This is a genomic window from Saccharothrix tamanrassetensis (assembly GCF_014203665.1).
In the GTDB taxonomy this organism is placed as follows: Bacteria; Actinomycetota; Actinomycetes; order Mycobacteriales; family Pseudonocardiaceae; genus Actinosynnema; species Actinosynnema tamanrassetense.
Genome location: NZ_JACHJN010000006.1, coordinates 73,614 through 86,526 on the forward strand (window position 1 = coordinate 73,614; position 12,913 = coordinate 86,526).

A 12,913-nucleotide genomic window follows, 5' to 3' on the forward strand; every position below is an offset into this window, starting at 1 on the left:
GGCTGGATATCCCCTGGTGGACATGATCACACTGGGGGAGGTATTCGAGTGGCACGCATCCGACCTTCCAAACCGGCCGCGGTCTTCGGTGCTGTGGCCGGTCTGGCGATCGTCGTCTTCGTCCTCCTGAAGTTCCCGAAGGACAACGGCTTCATCTGGCTGTGGGCCGCGATCGGTCTCGGGATCTTGGGGTTCAACCTGTGGGCGGCGTTCGCCAAGAGGGGCGCCACGGAGGTCGTGGACGAGGATCGTCCCGAGTAGTCGCGGAATCCGACCGCCAGGCCCGCGAATCGGCCTGGCGCGGGATGACGCCCCGGAAGTCACGGGTTGATCAGCGGGTTGAACGCGGCGTGCACGTCGGCCTCGGAGGCGGTGACGTACATGTCGGAGGCCGGTCCGGTGTCGAGGCGGTTGTACGTGGTGTAGTTGACGACCGTCGGGCAGCTCTCGCCGTTGATCTCCAGGGTGGTGTCCGTGATCAACCGGCCGGTCTTCACCTCGTAGACGCGCACCGGGATCGCGATCCGGTGGAACGTCACGTCCTTCTCCCCGCTGAGAATCCCCGAGAACAGGTACGTGCACGTCTCCGCGACGGAGCCGTGGGCCACGGCACCCGCGCACACCACCAACGTCGCGTTGGCCACGTCGTTGACCAGCCAGTCGCCCGGAAGCCGTTTGGTGTGCTCGTTGGTGCCCGCCAGCCACATGCGGTTGGGGCTCTGGGCGCCGTAGGGCGCGGCGGCGCTGTACGGGGCTGGCGCGTCGCAGTACTTGGGCTTGTCCGTCGACGGGGTGGCGAGCAGCGACCGCACGTTCGCGAGTTCGATCGCCCACGTGGCCTTCTGCACGCCCTCCTTGGCCTTGGGCGCGAGTTCGTGCGTCGGGTACTGGTCGAGCAGCTCCTGGTAGCGCTCGCGGGCCTCGGTGAACGCGGTGGACGCCATGAGGCTGTCGGCGCACTGCACGATGGCCGCCGGGGCGACGCGCGGCACCACTTCGGTCGCGCGGTCCAGCGCATTGCCCTTGCTTCCGCGCTCGCGAAGCCATTCGGTGAGGTCCCTGGTGTCACAGGCGTCCCGGGTGGGCAGGCCGGCCAGGAAGCCGTCCAGGACGCGCTCCACGACCTTCTCGTAGCCGGGCAGTTCGACCAGCACCGCCGAGAGGTCGGCGAAGCCGGTCTCCAAGGCTTTGAGGTCGCCGGTCAACGCGGTGCGCAGCTCGCCGGCGGCCGCGTCGAGTCGCTTGCACGCCAGCACGGTGTCCTCGCCACGCACGGTGAGAGGCGCGTTGGCCAGGCGGTGACCGAACCACAGCCGGTCCACGGCGGCCACGGCCTGGGGGCAGTCGCCCGCGCTGCGGGCATCGGCGGCGTCCTGCTCGATGCCGGCGGCGTCGAACCGCAGGAAGCCGACTGCCAGCAGCACCGGGACCGTGGTGGCGAGCGCGATCAGCCGTTGCCGTCGCGCGTGCGGGCCGGGGGTGCGCCCGCGTCCACCTGCCAGGCGCCAGCCGTGCGCGATGACGGCCGCCCACCACAGGACGACGACCACCTCCAACCACAGGGACCGGACGAACGAGGCGAGGACGACGAGGAGCACGAGGGTGATGAAGCCGGTCACGATGGCGGCCTGCCTGCGGCCCAGCATCAGGTAGCCGGCACCGAGCAGGGAGGCGTTGGCGAGCGCGGCGGCAGGCGGGTCGACTACCCGTTCGACGACCGGCGGTGCTTCGTGCGGCGCTCCGAACCCGGAGCCCGGCGGGGTTTCCGCTGCCTGCTGCCACGGCAGCTGGACCGTGACCACGGGCACCGGCTGCGACGAGTACTGCCAGGGCGACTCCGCCGTGGTCGGCGGCACGGGTTCGCTCGTGGTCGCCGGCACGGGCTCGGGCGCGGGTTCCGCGCTGTCCTGTGGTGGCGTCTCCACCTCCACCTCCACCTCCGCCACGGGCGTGGACTCGGGTGTCCGCGGGGTTTCCGCTGCCTCCTGCGGGGCTTCGGGCGTCGGCTGCGGTGGTGTCGGCTGCGGTGGCGTCGCCGCCGCGGGTTCCGGTGCGGGCACCGGTGGCGATGCCTCCGGGGTGGGCTCCGGCGGGGTCGGCTGGTCCACTGCGGTCCTTTCACGGGGAGGTGCCTGTAGAGACGGCGCCCTCATGCTGGCGGGTCGACCCCGCCGCCGTCCCGCGATCGAGCGGTCTGCCCGGGCGGAAACTTCCTGTCGTTGCGCGATCGACTCCTGCTGCGTCCGGTCGCCTCAGCCCGCGTGGTCCGACCGGTCGAGCCGTTGTCGCGCTCGTGGAACGCCGGCCGACCCGTCCTCGACCGGCGGTCCGCGCGAAACCTGGGATCGGTAGGCGCTTCGCCCGCCGCAGGATGTGCCCACAACGTCAGCGGCTCGGGAGGCGGGACAACGTGTTCAAGAAAATCCGCGACAGGATCAACGAAGCGACGCAGCAGGCAACGGCGCGGGGCGAGCGGGACTTCCAGTGGCACGCGGCGCAGTTCCAGCAGGAAGCGGCCAGGCAGGGCCACGACATCAGGCCGCAGATGCCGACGGTCGGCATGGCGGCGCAGGGGTTCCGGGCGGTCGACGAGGACCCGGCGATGGTCGAGTTCCTCGCGCTGCCCGGCGAGGAGCAGTTGCGCCAGCAGGGCGAAGCCAACGCCTACGGCCGGAACCTGCGCAGGCTCCACGAGTCCGGCGAACCCGCCACCGCCGTCATCCGCACGCTCGATCCGACCGGGTCGACGGTCGCGGGCCAGCAGCAGTACACCTCGCTGCTCGATGTCACCCGCGCGGACGGCACGACGTACCAGACCACGATCACGCACCTGGTGCCCGCCATGGTGTTCTCGCAGTACACGCCGGGCACCAAGCACGAGGCCAGGATCGACCCGCGCGACCCGGCCCAGGTCGGTGTGTTCGGGCTCGTCGACTGAGTCACGGCCGGAACGTCGAAGACACCGGACAGGTGTCACGCCTGCGCGATCTCCGCGCGGATACCGGGAGGGAACGTCATGAACACGGTGGACCCGGCACAGGTCCGGCACGACCGCGACGAACGCCGGCGGGGGAGTCCGGTGTTGCTCGTCGGCGCGGTCGTGGCTTCGGCGGCCACCCTCGTTCTCGGATATCTGGCGGGCATCGGTTTCGGTGAACTCGTGGAGCAGTTCCGGACCGTGGCCGTCGACAGCGTCTTCGACGACCGCGGCGACGGCGATCCGCCGTACCGGTTGGTGTGGGGCACGTTCGGCTTCCTCGGTTGCATCCTCGCGGGCCACCTGGCCGCCGGCGCCGCGCGGCGGTACCAGGGGCGTCCGTCGGCTCCCGTGTTCCCGATCTCCTTGGCGTCGGCGGGGCACACCGTCGGAACGTGGGTGTCGTCACGGGGGTGGCGTCCGCCGCTCGCCGTCGGTACCCAAGTCGACCCGATCTTCCACAGGGACGAGGCCTGGGGACTCTGGGCCTGGGTCATGTACTACGCGGACCGGTGGTTGCCCGCGTTGCTGCTCGTGGTGACGTCACTGGTGGTGCTCCAGACCATCAGGCTCGCCCGCCGGTACGCCGACATGGTCGAGGAGCGGGATCGGTTGCTGGCGCGAGGCCGCCGCGTGCCGGCGGACGTGGTCGACGTGAAGCTGCGCATCTCGACGAACAGCGAGACGGGCCGGGGCCGCGCCGTCGGCGCGATAGTCACCGTCTGCTTCGTCGACCTCGCCGGAGTCCGGCACTGGGTGATCCGCCGCACGTCGGACGTCGGGGTCGTGACCGGTGCCGGTCTCGCCGAAGTGCTGTTCGACCCGGAGCGCCCGACCCACGACAGGTCGATCTTCGTGGCGCTTCGGCGCCACCCTTCCCCCGGCGACTGGCTACCCGCCGACTGAGACCGCGCCGAGGGCCGCGGGGTCACCGGGCGGAAGGGGCGCGGCCTCGGAGGAGCACCGGCGACGCCGCCGCGGCCAGCGCCGCACCCAGCCACATCACCGCCGTGAGGCCGATCCCGTCGGCCACCAGGCCACCGCCGAGCGCGCCCAGCGCGATGGCTCCGTTGAACACGCCCGAGAACAGGGCGGACGCCGACTCGTGGGCGTGCGGCGCGGCGGCGAGCAGCCAGGTCTGCGTGCTCACCGAGACCGCCCCGTACGCCAGTCCCCACACCACCAGCAGCGCCGCCGCGGTCGGCACCGACGTGCCCACCACCGGCACCAGCGCCACCGTCGCCGCCAGCACCGCGCTGACGGCCAGCAGCGTCGCCCTGGGCGAGCGGGCCGCCCCCAGGCCGCCCGCGAAGTTGCCCACGATCCCCGCCACGCCGTACACCAGCAGCAACGTGGCGATGGTGCCTGCCTGGGCCCCGGACACGTCCTCCAGCACCGGCCGCACGTAGGTGTAGGCGGCGAAGTGCCCGACGACCAGCAGGACGACCACGACCAGCCCGGTCGCGACCGGGGGGTGGGCGGCCAGCCGCAGCGTGCCGCCCAGCCGCACCGGCCCGCCGACCGGCAGCCGGGGCAGCACGACCACCAGCGCCGACAGGACCGCCAGGGCCAACCCGCCCGCGATGACGAAGGACACCCGCCAGCCCACCACCTCGCCCAGGTAGGTGCCCGTCGGGACGCCCAGCACGGACGCCGCGGCGACGCCGCTGAAGACCAGCGAGGTCGCCGGACCGACCGACGCCGGGGGCGCCAGGCGCGCGGCCAGCCCGCCGGCCAGCGCCCACACCCCGCCCACGCCGATCCCCACCAGCACCCGGGCGACCACCATCACGGCGAACGACGGCGACCAGGCCGCCACCAGGTTCCCCAGCGCGAGCACCGCCATCAGCACCGCCAGCACCGCTCGGCGGTCGGCCGCACCGAACGCCGGGACCAGCAGGGGAGCGGACACCGCCGCGACGAGGCCGGTCACCGTCAGGGTCAGCCCGACCGTTCCTCCCGAGACCTCCAGGGCGCCCGCGATCGGGGTCAGCAGCCCCACGGGGAGCATCTCGGAGGTGACCACGGTGAACGTCGCCACCGCCAGCGCCGCCACCGCGGGCCAGCCCCGGACGTCCCGCCGTTCCTCGATCTTGTGCATGTCCACCAGACAAGCCGGGGACGCCATCGGGAACAACGGCCGATCCCTCACGCTTCCATTAGCGGGGCTACTGGATCGGGAGGACGTCCGTGAGCGGTCTGGAGGTGCGGGAGCTGGAGGCGTTCCTCGTGCTGGCCGAGGAACTGCACTTCGGCCGGGCCGGTCAGCGGCTCTACGTGTCGCAGAGCCGGGTCAGCCAGCTGCTCCGCTCGCTGGAGTCCCGCGTCGGTGCCACGCTGGTCGACCGGACCAGCCGCCGTGTGCGGTTGACCGCCCTCGGCGAGCGGTTCCTGGCCGATCTCGGGCCTGCGTACGAGGCTCTGCACCGGGCGGTGGACGACGTCCGCGCGGCGGCGCGGGGTATCGGCGCGTCCCTGCGCGTCGGCTTCCAGGGCACTCTCGACGGCCACCTCACCGATGCGCTCACGCTGTTCGGCGACCGGTACCCGGACTGCGTGGTCGACCTGGTGGAGATCCCGCTGTCCGACCCCTTCGGCGCACTCCGCCGACGTGAGGTGGACACCGCGGTCGTGCTGCTGCCGGTGCGGGAGCCGGACTTCGTGGTCGGCCCGGTGTTCTCCCGGCACCACCACACCCTCGCGGTCTCGGCCCGCCACCCCTTCTCCGCGCGGGAGTCGGTGAGTGCCGAGGAACTCGCGGAGTGCCGGGTCATCGGCGTCCACAGCGACGCGCCCGAGTACTGGCGCGCCGTCCACGCCCCGACGCGCACCCCGACGGGCCGCCCGGTGCCGTCCGGGCCCGCGGTCCACACGTTGCAGGAGGGCCTGAGCCTCGTCGCGGCGGACCGGGGCACCATGCTGCTGTGCCGGGCCACGGCCGCCCACCACTCCCACCGCAGCTCGGTCGCGTTCGTGCCCGTCACGGGCCTGCCCGTCTCCGAGCTCGGCCTCGTCCGGCACCGCCACCGCACTCCGCCGCAGGCGCGCGCTTTCGCCCAGGCCGTCGTCGACACACTGCCCGACCCCGATCACCGGTCGCGGCCGGAACGGTTCGGGGATGCCTCGGTCGGTGAAGCGGAACCCTTGGCCGGCTGACGAACCGACGTCGCCCGCGGTCCGGTGGTGAGAGGCCGGGTGGCTCATGAGTTGGCGGACTAGCGAGTTGGCAGGCTCACGGGGTGGCGGGCCAGTTCCTGAGGGCGATGTCGAGAGCGTCCAGGCTTCGCGACCACGAGATGTCGGCGTCACGCGGGTTGTGGCGGAAGCCGCCGGCTGCCTCCAGGCTCACGTAGCCGTGGAAAGTGCTGTGCAGCAAGCGGATCGCGTCGGTCTGGTCGGGCTCGGACAGTCGGTAGCCGCGCAGGATCGCCCGCGTCATTTCCGAGTGCCGCCTGGCCGCACTGGCCGCCAACGTCTCCGGGTCGAGCTGCTCTTGAGCGGCGGCGTACCGGCCGGGGTGCTGTCTGGCGTAGTCGCGGTAGGCGTCGGCGAAGGCGACCAGGGCGTCCTTGCCCGCGCGGCCGGCCAGCGCGGCGGCGACCCGGTCGGCGAGTTCCGCCAAGGCCAGCACCGCGACCCTGGTCCGCAGCTCCTGCGCGTTCTTGACGTGGGAGTACAGGCTGGCGTCCTTGACGCCGAAGCCGCGCGCGAGCGCCGAGACGGTCACGTTGTCGAAGCCGATCTCGTCGGCCAGGTCCGCCGCCGCCAGGGTGAGGCGTTCGGGGGTCACTCCCGCACGTGCCATGCGCCACCTTCCGTTCCTAGGTGCCCTAGGCTACTACTTAATGAGTCGCGCATGTGGACTAGCAGGGGTAGCTTCCAGGTCATGAGGCCGGTTACCGAACGCGACATCCGCGCGTCATTCATCAACTGCACCAAGGGCGAGGCGAAGCGCCTGGCCGTACCGAAGGACCTGGCCACCCGGCCATGGGACGACCTGGACTTCCTCGGCTGGCGCGATCCCGCCTCGCCGCAGCGCGCCTACCTGGTCACCGAGTCCGGCGACGGGTTCGTGGCGGTCGCGCTGCGGCTGGCCACGCCGCACGGTCACATGCGGCGCAGCATGTGCACGCTGTGCATGACCACGCACTCCGGTGACGGCGTCGCGCTGATGACCGCGCGCAAGGCCGGGCGTGAAGGGCAGTTGGGCAACTCGGTCGGCTCCTACTTCTGCGCCGATCTGGCCTGCTCGCTCTACCTGCGCGGGAAGAAGGAGGTCGAGCCGGGCGGGCGGCTGCACGAGTCGCTCACGCCGGAGGAGACGATCGAGCGGACCAAGGCCAACCTGAACGCGTTCCTGGTCAAGGTGACCGGCTGACGTCGGCGCCACCGACTACTGCGGAATGCCCTCTGAGACGGGGTGGTCACGGCGCGTGAGGGAATGCGGTCGGGCGCTGATCACGTGCGCCCGTACGGGTGAGGTGGCACTGCCGGCTTTCGAGTCAGGCACCAGGTAGGTCGGTGACCGTCTGTGCGGCGCTCTGCTACCCATCCGGGAGGTTGCCGTGCATCGCACGCTCATCGTCGCCAAGCTCGACCCGCGCGACACGGAGGCCGTCGCCGAGGTCTTCGCCGAGTCCGACACCACCGAACTGCCGCGGCGGATCGGGGTGTCCAGTCGGACGTTGTTCCTCTTCCACGGTCTCTACTTCCACCTCGTCGAAGCGGACGAGGACATCACGCCGAACCTGTACGAAGCGCGTGACCACGCGCTCTACCGGGACATCAACACCAAGTTGGGGAAGTACATCTCGCCGTACGACCCGGACTGGAAGGAACCCGCCGACGCGATGGCCAAGCCGTTCTACCGGTGGACGGCGACGGCGGGGCGGGTCCAGTGACCACGACCAGGACGCTGAAGGTCGCCGCCGGGTCGGTCGAGCCCAACGTCCGCCGGGGCGGGCAGATCCGGGTGACGCTGAGCCCCCGGACGGTCGGCGCGGGCTCCGGGTTCGGGGGTGTGCTCGACCTCGCGCCCGGCGACTTCGTGACCGAGCACTACCACCCGTACTCCGAGGAGTTCCTGCACGTCGTCACCGGGGAACTGGAGATGCTGCTGGACGGTGAGCCGATCGCGCTGACCGCCGGGGACTCGCTGCTCGTGCCGGTCAACGCCCGCCACCGGCTGGTCAACACCGGCACGTCCCACGCGCACGTCGTGTTCCACCTGTCGCCGTTGGCGCCGCGGCCCGAGCTCGGCCACGTCGACACCGAGGCGCCGCTGTCCGGCGGGCAGCCGAACATCGACGTCGGGGGACCGTCGTGAGCCGGACGGCCGTCATCACCGGCATCGGGGTGGTCGCGCCCGGTGGGGTCGGCCGGGAGAACTTCTGGGCGCTGCTGACCGAGGGGCGGACCGCGACGCGGAGCATCTCGTTGTTCGACGCCACCGGGTTCCGCTCGCGGATCGCCGCCGAGTGCGACTTCGACCCGGCGGAGCACGGGCTCTCGCCGCAGGAGGTCCGGCGGATGGACCGCGCGGCCCAGTTCGCCGTCGTCGGCACCCGGGAAGCGGTGCTGGACAGCGGGATCGCGCTGGACCGCGTCCCGCCGCACCGGATCGGGGTGAGCATCGGCAGCGCGGTCGGCTGCACCATGGCGCTGGAACGGGAGTACGTGGTGCTGTCCGACGGCGGGCAGCGCTGGAACCTGGACCACGGGTACGCGGTGCCGCACCTCTACGGCCACATGGTGCCGAGCACGCTGGCGGTGGAGGTCGCCTGGCAGGTGGCGGCGGAGGGGCCGGTCGCGCTGGTCTCCGACGGGTGCACGTCCGGTATCGACGCGGTGGGGCACGGGGCGCAGCTCATCGCGGACGGTGCGGCGGACGTGGTGCTGGCCGGCGCCACCGACGCGCCGCTGTCGCCGATCACCTCCGCGTGCTTCGACGCGATCAGGGCGACCTCGCCGCGCAACCACGACGCCGAGCACGCGTCCCGGCCGTTCGACGCCGAGCGGGACGGGTTCGTGCTCGGCGAGGGCGCGGCCGTGCTGGTGCTGGAGGAACGCGGGGCGGCGCGTGCGCGCGGCGCCCGGGTCTACGGCGAGCTGCTCGGGTTCGCCAGTCGCAGCAACGCCTTCCACATGACCGGGCTCAAGCCGGACGGGCGGGAGATGGCGGAGGCCATCACCGCCGCGTTGGCCAGGGCCCGGAGGAACCCGGACGACGTCGGCTACGTCAACGCGCACGGCTCCGGCACCAAGCAGAACGACCGGCACGAGACGGCGGCGTTCAAGCGGAGCCTCGGCGACCACGCGTACCGGGTGCCGGTCAGCTCCATCAAGTCGATGGTCGGGCACTCGCTCGGGGCGATCGGGGCGATCGAGGTGGCCGCGTGCGCCCTCGCGCTGGACCGGGAGACCGTGCCGCCGACGGCGAACCTGCGGACCCGCGACCCGGAGTGCGACCTGGACTACGTGCCGCTCACCGCGCGCGAGCACCGCGCGGACACCGTGCTGTCGGTGGCCAGCGGGTTCGGCGGGTTCCAGAGCGCGATGGTGCTGGGGCGGGGCGATGCTGCCTGACACCACGATCGCGTTCACCGGTCTCGGGGTGATCGCCCCGACCGGTTCGAGCCTGGAGGAGCACTGGGCGTCGGTCCTCAAAGGACGGTCCGGGATCGGTCCGATCACCCGGTTCGACCCGACGCCCTACCCGGTCCGGCTGGCCGGCCAGGTCACCGACCCGGCGGTCGCCGAGGCCGTCCCGGGCCGGCTGGTCCCGCAGACCGACTGGTGGACCCACATGGCCCTGGTCGCCGCGCAGGAGGCGGTGCGGGACGCCGAGGTCGACCCGGCCGCGCTGCCGGAGTACGAGATGGCCGTGGTCACCGCCAGCTCGTCCGGCGGCACGGAGTTCGGGCAGCGGGAGATCGAACGCCTGTGGCGCGACGGCCCCGACCACGTCGGCGCCTACCAGTCGATCGCGTGGTTCTACGCGGCCACCACCGGGCAGCTGTCGATCCGGTACGGGATGCGCGGGCCGTGCGCGGTGCTGGCGGGCGAGCAGGCGGGCGGGCTGGACGCGCTCGGTCACGCGCGCAGGCTGGCGCGGGCGGACTGCCGGCTGGTCGTCACGGGTGGCACCGACGCGTCGCTGTCGCCCTACGGGCTGGTGGCGCAGTTGCCCACCGGCCTGCTGTCCACCGTGGACGACCCGGATCGCGCCTACCTGCCGTTCGACGTGAACGCGTCCGGCTACCTGCCCGGCGAGGGCGGGGCCGTGCTCATCGCGGAGGAACTGGGTGCGGCCAGGGCGCGTGGCCGCGCCGACGGGTACGGCGTGCTGCTGGGGTACGCGGCGGGGTTCGACCCGCCGCCGGGTTCGACCCGCCCGCCCGCGCTGGAACGGGTGCTCGGCGAGGCGTTGCGGGACGCCGGGCTCGGTCCGTCCGAAGTGGACGTGGTGTTCGCCGACGCGATGGGCGTGCCGGGGCCGGACCTGGCCGAGGCGCGGGCGATCAGCGCGGTGTTCGGTCCGCGCGGGGTGCCGGTGACCGCGCCCAAGACGCTGACCGGGCGGCTCTACGGCGGAGGGGCTGCGCTGGACGCCGTCACCGCCCTGCTGGCGCTGCGGGACGGGGTCGTCCCGCACACCGTCGGGCCGGAGCGCCTCGCTCCCGGCTGCGACATCGACCTGGTGGTCGACCGGCCACGCGAGCTGCCGCTGCGGCACGCGGTGGTCCTGGCGCGCGGCTACGGCGGGTTCACCTCGGCGGTCGTGCTCGGCCGCGCCGCGCCGACCTCTTGACGGCAACCGACGAACGCAGAGGGAAGACATGACGGAGTTCGTGCTGCAAGACCTGAAGAGACTGCTGAAGTCGTGCGCGGGCGTGGACGAGGCGGTGGACCTGGACGGCCCGGTGGCGGACACCTCGTTCGGCGACCTCGGCTACGACTCGCTGGCGCTGTTCGAACTGCTCGGCCGGGTGCGCCGGGAGTACGGGGTGGACCTGCCCGACGACGCGCTCACCGAGACGTCGACGCCGAAGGTCGCCGTGGACGTCATCGGCGGTCGCATCGCCCGGTCGGGAGGCTGACGTGGTGGGGCACACCGACAACTCGGTGCTGGTCGACGCGCCGCTGTCGCTGGTCTGGGAGGTCACCAACGACGTCGCCGGGTGGCCGGAGCTGTTCAGCGAGTACGCCTCGGCCGAGGTGCTGTCCGAGGTGGACGGCACGACGACGTTCCGGCTCGCGCTGCACCCGGACGAGCAGGGCCGGACCTGGAGCTGGGTGTCCGAGCGGACGCCGGACCCGGCCACCCGCACCGTGCGGGCGCGCCGGGTGGAGACCGGCGTCTTCGAGTTCATGGAGATCTACTGGGAGTACCACGAGGTCGCCGGCGGGGTGCTGATGCGGTGGGTGCAGGACTTCCGGATGAAGTCCGACGCGCCGCTGGACGACGAGGCGATGACCGAGCGGCTCAACCGGAACACGGTGACGCAGATGGGGTTGATCAAGGAGCGGATCGAGGCGGCGGCCGGGCAGCCGGCCGCGGACCTGGGGCTGGCCGGGAAGAAGGTCCTGGTCACCGGGGGCACCAGGGGTGTCGGCCGGGGCATCGTCGGGATGCTCGCCCGGGCCGGCGCGGACGTCCTGACGTGCTACCGGCAGCAGGACGAGGAGGCCGCGTCGCTGGAGCGGGAGCTCAAGCAGACCGCCGGCACGCACCACGTGGTGCGCGCGGACCTGGCCGACGCGACCGAGATCGAGCGGCTGGTGGACGAGTGCGAGGTGAGGTTCGGCACGCTCGACGCGGTGGTGAACAACGCGGGCGTGATCAGCCACGTGCCGTACCGGGAGCTGCCGGTGGAGGAGTGGCGGCGGGTGCTGGAGGTCAACCTCACCGCGAGCCACCTGGTGACCCAGTACGCGCTGCCGCTGCTGTCCCGCGGGTCGTCGATCATCTACATCGGCTCGAAGGTGGCCGAGGTCGGCGTGCCGCTGCGGGCCCACTACACGGCGGCGAAGGCCGGCCTGGTGGGGCTCGCGCTGTCGCTGTCCAAGGAGCTGGGCCCCAAGGGGATCCGGGTCAACGTGGTGGCGCCGGGCGTGATCGAGACCGAGGCGATGCGCAAGCTGCCGCAGGACACCAGGGACCAGCTGCGCGCGCGGTACCGGGACAAGACCGCGCTGGGCAGGCTCGGCGAGCCGCAGGAGGTCGGCGGAGCGGTGCTGTTCCTGGCCTCCCCGCTGTCCAGCTACATCACCGGCGAGGTGCTGCACGTGGGCGGGGGGATCTCCTGATGGGCGACGTGTTCCGGGTGCAGCTGCGGATGCAGATCAAGCCCGGCTGCGAGCAGGACTTCGAACGGGTGTGGCTGGAGGTCGGCGACTCGGTCACCGGCCACCCGGCGAACCTGGGCCAGTGGCTGGCGCGCAGCCTGGAGGAGCCGGGGATCTACTACATCACCAGCGACTGGGTGGACGAGCCCCGGTTCCGGCAGTTCGAGACCAGCGAACGGCACCTGGCGCACCGCCAGCTGCTGCACCCCTACCGGTCCGGCGGGTCGATGACGACCATGCGGGTGGTGGCCGCGCTGCCGGCGGACGGCGGGCCGCGGTGACCGACGGGATCCGGGTCGTGGTCTATTACCGGAGTTCCGACGCGGCCGCGGTGCGCGCCGCCTACCGGGAGGCCAGCGCGGCGCTGCGGGACGTGCCGGGGTTGACCGGTCACGAACTTCTGGAATCCGTGAATGATCGGACCGGATTCGTCGTGGTCAGTTCCTGGACAGACCTCGACGCATTCACGGCGTGGGAGCGGGGAAATGACCACCGGGCCGCGACCGCACCCTTGCGGCCGTTCCGCGATCAACGGCTAGCGGTCCCTTTCGGGGTCTACCGGTCGGCCGAAGTCCACTAGATACGCAC

The 12,913-nt window shown here is 72.2% G+C and carries 16 protein-coding genes; 13 read left to right on the forward strand and 3 right to left on the reverse strand.

From position 1 onward, the window contains the following. Positions 1–48 precede the first annotated feature (48 nt). Positions 49–261, forward strand: a complete 213-nt coding sequence (locus tag FHS29_RS19815) for a hypothetical protein (protein WP_184692525.1) — start codon at positions 49–51, stop codon at positions 259–261. A 59-nt stretch (positions 262–320) separates the two neighbouring features. Here the strand turns inward: FHS29_RS19815 and FHS29_RS19820 are convergent, their stop codons facing one another. Continuing rightward, the gene (locus FHS29_RS19820; RefSeq protein ID WP_184692527.1) at positions 321–2,108 is read right to left on the reverse strand and encodes a tetratricopeptide repeat protein; all 1,788 of its coding nucleotides are present in this window, start codon (positions 2,106–2,108) and stop codon (positions 321–323) included. 302 nt (positions 2,109–2,410) lie between these two features. Here FHS29_RS19820 and FHS29_RS19825 point away from each other — a divergent pair, with 302 nt between their 5' ends. Both FHS29_RS19825 and FHS29_RS19830 read left to right on the forward strand, forming a co-directional pair. Further along, entirely contained in the window at positions 2,411–2,938 is a 528-nt protein-coding gene (locus tag FHS29_RS19825) for a hypothetical protein (protein ID WP_184692529.1), read from the forward strand. 78 nt (positions 2,939–3,016) lie between these two features. After that, on the forward strand, positions 3,017–3,883 hold the full coding sequence (locus tag FHS29_RS19830; RefSeq protein ID WP_184692531.1) for a hypothetical protein: 867 nt from the start codon (positions 3,017–3,019) through the stop codon (positions 3,881–3,883). Positions 3,884–3,905: 22 nt separating this feature from the next. On the opposite strand, the gene FHS29_RS19835 is transcribed toward FHS29_RS19830, so the two are convergent. Continuing rightward, positions 3,906–5,129 carry an MFS transporter gene (locus tag FHS29_RS19835; RefSeq protein ID WP_312865003.1) on the reverse strand — a complete coding sequence of 408 codons (1,224 nt, stop codon included), beginning with the start codon at positions 5,127–5,129 and terminating at the stop codon, positions 3,906–3,908. 38 nt (positions 5,130–5,167) lie between these two features. Between FHS29_RS19835 and FHS29_RS19840 the strand changes: the two genes are divergently transcribed. Beyond that, on the forward strand, positions 5,168–6,133 hold the full coding sequence (locus tag FHS29_RS19840; protein ID WP_184692533.1) for a LysR family transcriptional regulator: 966 nt from the start codon (positions 5,168–5,170) through the stop codon (positions 6,131–6,133). A 76-nt stretch (positions 6,134–6,209) separates the two neighbouring features. Here FHS29_RS19840 and FHS29_RS19845 read toward each other — a convergent pair whose 3' ends face one another. Then, positions 6,210–6,782: a TetR/AcrR family transcriptional regulator gene (locus tag FHS29_RS19845; RefSeq protein ID WP_184692535.1), complete on the reverse strand. Its 573-nt coding sequence runs from the start codon at positions 6,780–6,782 to the stop codon at positions 6,210–6,212. An 81-nt stretch (positions 6,783–6,863) separates the two neighbouring features. Between FHS29_RS19845 and FHS29_RS19850 the strand changes: the two genes are divergently transcribed. The 9 genes from FHS29_RS19850 (at position 6,864) to FHS29_RS19890 (ending at position 12,905) form a co-directional block, all read left to right on the forward strand. Next, positions 6,864–7,355: an FBP domain-containing protein gene (locus tag FHS29_RS19850; RefSeq protein ID WP_184692537.1), complete on the forward strand. Its 492-nt coding sequence runs from the start codon at positions 6,864–6,866 to the stop codon at positions 7,353–7,355. Between the two features lie 187 nt (positions 7,356–7,542). Then, positions 7,543–7,878: a TcmI family type II polyketide cyclase gene (locus FHS29_RS19855; protein WP_184692539.1), complete on the forward strand. Its 336-nt coding sequence runs from the start codon at positions 7,543–7,545 to the stop codon at positions 7,876–7,878. Next, positions 7,875–8,303, forward strand: a complete 429-nt coding sequence (locus FHS29_RS19860; RefSeq protein ID WP_184692541.1) for a cupin domain-containing protein — start codon at positions 7,875–7,877, stop codon at positions 8,301–8,303. Before FHS29_RS19855 ends, FHS29_RS19860 begins: the two co-directional genes overlap by 4 nt. Further along, positions 8,300–9,562 (forward strand): beta-ketoacyl-[acyl-carrier-protein] synthase family protein, encoded by a 1,263-nt coding sequence (locus tag FHS29_RS19865; protein WP_184692543.1) that lies wholly within the window; start codon positions 8,300–8,302, stop codon positions 9,560–9,562. The genes FHS29_RS19860 and FHS29_RS19865 overlap by 4 nt, the downstream gene beginning before the upstream one ends. Further along, positions 9,552–10,787: a ketosynthase chain-length factor gene (locus tag FHS29_RS19870; protein WP_184692545.1), complete on the forward strand. Its 1,236-nt coding sequence runs from the start codon at positions 9,552–9,554 to the stop codon at positions 10,785–10,787. Before FHS29_RS19865 ends, FHS29_RS19870 begins: the two co-directional genes overlap by 11 nt. A 28-nt stretch (positions 10,788–10,815) precedes the next feature. Continuing rightward, on the forward strand, positions 10,816–11,076 hold the full coding sequence (locus tag FHS29_RS19875; protein ID WP_184692547.1) for an acyl carrier protein: 261 nt from the start codon (positions 10,816–10,818) through the stop codon (positions 11,074–11,076). 4 nt (positions 11,077–11,080) lie between these two features. Further along, on the forward strand, positions 11,081–12,286 hold the full coding sequence (locus FHS29_RS38195) for an SDR family oxidoreductase (protein WP_312865004.1): 1,206 nt from the start codon (positions 11,081–11,083) through the stop codon (positions 12,284–12,286). Then, on the forward strand, positions 12,286–12,606 hold the full coding sequence (locus tag FHS29_RS19885; RefSeq protein WP_184692548.1) for an antibiotic biosynthesis monooxygenase family protein: 321 nt from the start codon (positions 12,286–12,288) through the stop codon (positions 12,604–12,606). The genes FHS29_RS38195 and FHS29_RS19885 overlap by 1 nt, the downstream gene beginning before the upstream one ends. Continuing rightward, complete coding sequence (locus FHS29_RS19890) at positions 12,603–12,905, forward strand: antibiotic biosynthesis monooxygenase family protein (protein WP_184692549.1); 303 nt, start codon at positions 12,603–12,605, stop codon at positions 12,903–12,905. Before FHS29_RS19885 ends, FHS29_RS19890 begins: the two co-directional genes overlap by 4 nt. The last annotated feature ends 8 nt before the right edge of the window (positions 12,906–12,913 follow it).

What these genes read in the sequence shown, in the direction of transcription:
- FHS29_RS19870 (WP_184692545.1), top strand. Translation starts at nt 9,552, where the DNA reads ATGCTGCCTGACACCACGATCGCGTTCACCGGTCTCGGGGTGATCGCC.
- FHS29_RS19875 (WP_184692547.1), top strand. Translation starts at nt 10,816, where the DNA reads ATGACGGAGTTCGTGCTGCAAGACCTGAAGAGACTGCTGAAGTCGTGC.
- FHS29_RS19830 (WP_184692531.1), top strand. Translation starts at nt 3,017, where the DNA reads ATGAACACGGTGGACCCGGCACAGGTCCGGCACGACCGCGACGAACGC.
- FHS29_RS19885 (WP_184692548.1), top strand. Translation starts at nt 12,286, where the DNA reads ATGGGCGACGTGTTCCGGGTGCAGCTGCGGATGCAGATCAAGCCCGGC.
- FHS29_RS19845 (WP_184692535.1), bottom strand. Translation starts at nt 6,782, where the DNA reads ATGGCACGTGCGGGAGTGACCCCCGAACGCCTCACCCTGGCGGCGGCG.
- FHS29_RS19850 (WP_184692537.1), top strand. Translation starts at nt 6,864, where the DNA reads ATGAGGCCGGTTACCGAACGCGACATCCGCGCGTCATTCATCAACTGC.